Source organism: Tabrizicola sp., from assembly GCF_031377265.1.
Classification (GTDB): domain Bacteria; phylum Pseudomonadota; class Alphaproteobacteria; order Rhodobacterales; family Rhodobacteraceae; genus JAUYQR01.
The window spans coordinates 1-4,288 of record NZ_JANMET010000311.1 but is presented as its reverse complement, the minus strand read 5'-3'; the positions used below and the strand labels follow the sequence as shown (position 1 = coordinate 4,288).

At 61.7% G+C, this 4,288-nt stretch carries 4 protein-coding genes and 1 pseudogene; 3 read left to right on the top strand and 2 right to left on the bottom strand.

Annotated elements, in window-relative coordinates:
- Together RMO18_RS16965 and RMO18_RS16960 are read left to right on the top strand one after the other, a co-directional pair.
- Nucleotides 1-494, top strand: a pseudogene (locus RMO18_RS16965) (cobaltochelatase subunit CobS); the annotation flags it as partial.
- A 145-nt stretch (nucleotides 495-639) separates the two neighbouring features.
- Complete coding sequence (locus tag RMO18_RS16960) at nucleotides 640-1,041, top strand: hypothetical protein (RefSeq protein ID WP_309667493.1); 402 nt, start codon at nucleotides 640-642, stop codon at nucleotides 1,039-1,041.
- A 52-nt stretch (nucleotides 1,042-1,093) separates the two neighbouring features.
- Here the strand turns inward: RMO18_RS16960 and RMO18_RS16955 are convergent, their stop codons facing one another.
- Both RMO18_RS16955 and RMO18_RS16950 read right to left on the bottom strand, forming a co-directional pair.
- Nucleotides 1,094-1,702 (bottom strand): NADPH-dependent FMN reductase, encoded by a 609-nt coding sequence (locus tag RMO18_RS16955; RefSeq protein WP_309667492.1) that lies wholly within the window; start codon nucleotides 1,700-1,702, stop codon nucleotides 1,094-1,096.
- A 125-nt stretch (nucleotides 1,703-1,827) separates the two neighbouring features.
- On the bottom strand, nucleotides 1,828-2,247 hold the full coding sequence (locus tag RMO18_RS16950; protein WP_309667490.1) for a hypothetical protein: 420 nt from the start codon (nucleotides 2,245-2,247) through the stop codon (nucleotides 1,828-1,830).
- Nucleotides 2,248-2,395: 148 nt separating this feature from the next.
- Between RMO18_RS16950 and cobT the strand changes: the two genes are divergently transcribed.
- Nucleotides 2,396-4,288 (top strand): cobaltochelatase subunit CobT (gene cobT, locus RMO18_RS16945; protein ID WP_309667489.1); only part of this gene is annotated, 1,893 nt, incomplete at its 3' end.

The window sequence follows — 4,288 nt, the reverse complement described above, 5'->3', positions numbered from 1 at the left end:
CGCTGCTTGATCAGAACGAAATCATCACGCCGAACCCCTATTTCCGGCTGTTCGCCACCTCAAATACGGTGGGGCTGGGCGACACGACCGGCCTTTACCACGGCACCCAGCAAATCAACCAGGCCCAGATGGACCGGTGGTCGCTGGTGGCCACGCTGAACTATCTGTCGCATGATGCCGAGGCCGCGATCGTGCTGGCGAAATCTCCGCACTACAACACCGAAAAGGGCCGCAAGGTCATCGGCCAGATGGTCACGGTGGCTGACCTCACGCGCACCGCCTTCATGAACGGCGATCTGTCCACCGTGATGAGCCCGCGCACCGTGCTGAACTGGGCGCAAAACGCCGAGATCTTCCGCAACGTGGGCTATGCATTCCGGCTGTCGTTCCTTAACAAGTGCGACGAACTGGAGCGCAGCACGGTTGCCGAATTCTACCAGCGTTGCTTCAATGAGGAACTGCCGGAAAGTGCTGCAAGCATGGCGATGAAGTGATCTGCGACATCTGCCAAGCAAATGAGATGCCGCCCCAACCGGGTGGCATTTTCGTTTGTGGCCTGACGGTTGTTGCAAATCCACACTCAGATTGTTTTCAAATTGCCTGATTGATTGGCGGGAAAACGAGGCTCATGCTTCTTGTATGGGCAGAATACAAAACAATAGTTTTGGGGCCGTCCTGATCGCCTGCTTCCTGGTTGGGGATGCGGGGGCGGCTGATCTGGGGGTGGCGGCGGAGGATCGGCTGCATTTCTTTGCAACCTGCGCCGGGCGGTTGTCAGCGCTGATGGAACATCAATGGATGTTCGACGGTGCCGGGTCGGAAATCACCCTGCAACAGAATGTCGCGGTGATCAGCGTTCTGGACGCCATCATGCCAGCGGGTCAGGGGCCACAGGTTCTTGGCTGGCGGATTTCCGCAAAGGTGGCGCATCGGGCGCTGCTGTCCAGTGCCGCCTTCAGCACGGATCCGCAGCAAGCTTTGGCGGCAGCGCGGCAGGCAGAGGTTCTGATCCTGCCCTGCACGTCGATGCTGCTGGGTTGACATGAAGAAAGGGACGGTTGCCCGCCCCCTTCCCCGAAAGCTCAGACTTTGATCAGGCCGCGAGCGCCGTGTCAGCTGACTTTGCCACGATCGTGGCTTTTGCCCACCAGACCAGATCGTCAAAGGTGGCCTTGGCCGCTGGAAGGAGATTGGCTTCGACGTCCGCCATGTTGCCCGAACCACCCATTCCCGGATGGACCTTGAAGAAATCGCCCATGCCCAGATGCACGGCGTTGCGGGTCGGAACCATCTGCAGTTCCACCGCGATGGTGCGCAGATGCTCCAGCGCACGAGTGCCGCCGACCGAACCGTAGGCCATGGCGGTCATCGGCTTGTGAGCCCATTCGACATAGGCCTGATCAAGCGCATTCTTCAGCGCGCCGGTGATCGAGCGGTTATATTCCGCGACAACAAAGATGTAGCCGTCGAATTCGGCCATCTTCTTTTGCCAAGCGACGGCTTTGGGGTCCGATGTCGGCACCCATGCGTTCGACGCCATCTCGTCAAACAGCGGCAGGTCGAAGTCGCGCAGGTCGACCAGTTCGACCGTCATGTCATGACGGACCTGTGCTTGCTTAAGCATCCACTGCGCCGGAATGTCGGCAAAACGAGGCGCGCGGGTTGATCCGATGATCAGGGCGATATGGGGTTTCTTGCTCATCACAGACATCCTTGGTTGGGGGCAATTGCTGTCGTGCAGATGTATGCCTTGCGACCTCGATGCCAATTCCCCATCGCCGCGCCGGTTCTGTGCGCAGCCGCACGTGGACACTTGCGGTTCTGTTCTTATTCCTCGGCGAAGGGGCCCGCACCCTCGACCGCAAGCGCTTGATACCAGCAGAACTTGCCCATCATGGTGAGGTCATAGTCCGCCTGATCAGAGGTTGTGGGGTCGCTCGATGAAAGGCGCAGGTAAACCGAGCGTGCACTGTCCAAAGCATCAGCGAATTGTGCATCGAACGCCGCTGCCGCCTGCGGTGACCCCTTTGCGGCCAAAAGCCGCGACCAAAACACCATCTCGGTGGCAGTTTTTGCGGGATCTGCCGGAGCTTGATGTTCCAGATCGACGACCTGATAGGCAAGGCAGCTTAGCGCATCATCATAACTGAAGGTCGGAAGAAGGTCCGCCGTCTGTGCCCCGACCTGCCCAGCTGAGATGAGGTGGGCGGCCACGAAGGCACCGATGAAACGCGGAGAAATACGCATGTGTCTGCCCTGCCCAAATTTCATTGCACAAAGAATGCGTCACCACGGTTTGTATCCGCCCCGGTTCATCCCGCGCCAGTAAGCTTTTCCTGCCGTTGTGGTGGCGGGCAGTCTTGCTCAGCGGCGGCAGGGATGCTTTACCTTTGCCATGACCAAGCCCAGCGACAACCCCGCCGATCCGTTCAAGAAAGCCCTGGCCGACGCCACCCGCACCATGGCGGATGATCCCGACATGACGGTGACCTATTCCGTCGATCCCGCGGGCATGAACAAGGAAGGCGTGCGCCTGCCGCAAGTCTCGCGCCGGATGACACGGGACGAAGTGCTTCTGGCCCGCGGCACAGCGGATGCCTTTGCGCTGCGCCGCAGGTATCACAACGAAACCGTCGCCACCCGCTATGCACCCACCGGCCAATTGGCGCGCGATATCTTTGAGGCGATGGAAAGTGCGCGCTGCGAAGCCGTGGGCGCGCGTGACATGCCCGGCACGGCCGGAAACATCGATGCCAAGATCGCCAATGAGGCGGATCGCAAGGGCTATGGCCAGATCACCAGTTCAGCAGAGGCGCCGTTGCCGGTGGCCGCGGGCTATCTGGTGCGGCATTTGGCAACCGGGCGCGACCTGCCGAAATCAGCCGCAAACGTGATGGAGCTGTGGCGCGGCTTCATCGAGGATCAGGCCGGCGGCACCTTGGAAAACGTCGGCGAGGTGCTGGCCGATCAGGCAGCCTTTGCCCGCTTGGCGCGCAAGGTGATCGCAGACCTTGGCTACGGCGACCAACTGGGCGACGACCCGGATGCGCCCGACGAAGACGACGCCGGCAGTGACGCCGAAGAGGATCAGGATGCCCCCGATTCCGCCGGCGACGAAGAGCAGGACAGCGACGACAGCGAAGCTGCCCCCGAGCGTAGCCAGGAAGACCAGCAGGACCAGTCGCAGGCCCAGGTCACCATGGAAGACAGCGCCGACATGGAACAGGGCGACGAGGCCGAGATGCCCGAGGGCGAGGCCCCGCTGGAGCCGCCACCGCCTGCGCCTTATTCCGATGCTGACCCGAACTACACCGTCTACACCACTGACTTCGATGAGGAAATCAAGGCTGAAGATCTGGCGGAACCGGCCGAGCTGGAACGCCTGCGCGCCTATCTTGATCAGCAGTTGGAACCTTTGAAGGGTGCCGTCAGCCGACTTGCGAACAAATTGCAGCGCCGCCTGCAGGCGCAGCAGAACCGTAGCTGGGACTTTGATCTTGAGGAAGGCACGCTGGACGCCGGACGCCTTGCCCGCGTGGTCGCCAACCCGACGACGCCGCTGTCGTTCAAGCAGGAAAAGGACACCGAGTTCCGCGATACCTGCGTGACCATGCTGCTCGACAATTCCGGATCGATGCGGGGCCGGCCGATCTCGATCGCGGCGATCTGCGCGGATGTGCTGGCGCGGACGCTGGAACGCTGCTCGGTCAAGGTGGAGATTCTGGGCTTTACCACCCGGGCGTGGAAGGGTGGGCAGGCGCGCGAACGGTGGCTTGCACAGGGGCGGCCGCTCGCGCCGGGCCGTCTGAACGATTTGCGCCACATCATCTACAAATCAGCCGATGCGCCGTGGCGGCGGGTCAGGCCGAATCTTGGTCTGATGATGAAGGAAGGGCTGCTGAAGGAAAACATCGACGGCGAGGCGCTGGAATGGGCGCACCGCCGCAGCGTGGCCCGACCCGAGGCACGCAAGATCCTGATGGTGATTTCGGATGGCGCGCCGGTGGATGATTCGACGCTGTCGGTGAACCCGGCGAATTATCTGGAAAAGCACTTGCGCGACGTGATTGCGATGGTTGAACGCCGGCGTGCGGTGGAACTGATTGCGATCGGCATCGGCCATGACGTGACCCGCTATTACCAGCGCGCAGTGACGATCACCGATGTTGAGCAGTTGGCCGGAGCGATGACCGAACAGCTGGCCGGATTGTTCGAGGTGGACCCGAAGAAACGCGCCCGGGCACTTGGTATGCGGCGGGCGGGGTGGGGGGGGGGGGGGGGGGGGGGG

Coding starts and splice junctions, on each gene's coding strand:
- RMO18_RS16960 (WP_309667493.1), top strand. CDS start 640: ATGGGCAGAATACAAAACAATAGTTTTGGGGCCGTCCTGATCGCCTGC.
- RMO18_RS16955 (WP_309667492.1), bottom strand. CDS start 1,702: ATGAGCAAGAAACCCCATATCGCCCTGATCATCGGATCAACCCGCGCG.
- RMO18_RS16950 (WP_309667490.1), bottom strand. CDS start 2,247: ATGCGTATTTCTCCGCGTTTCATCGGTGCCTTCGTGGCCGCCCACCTC.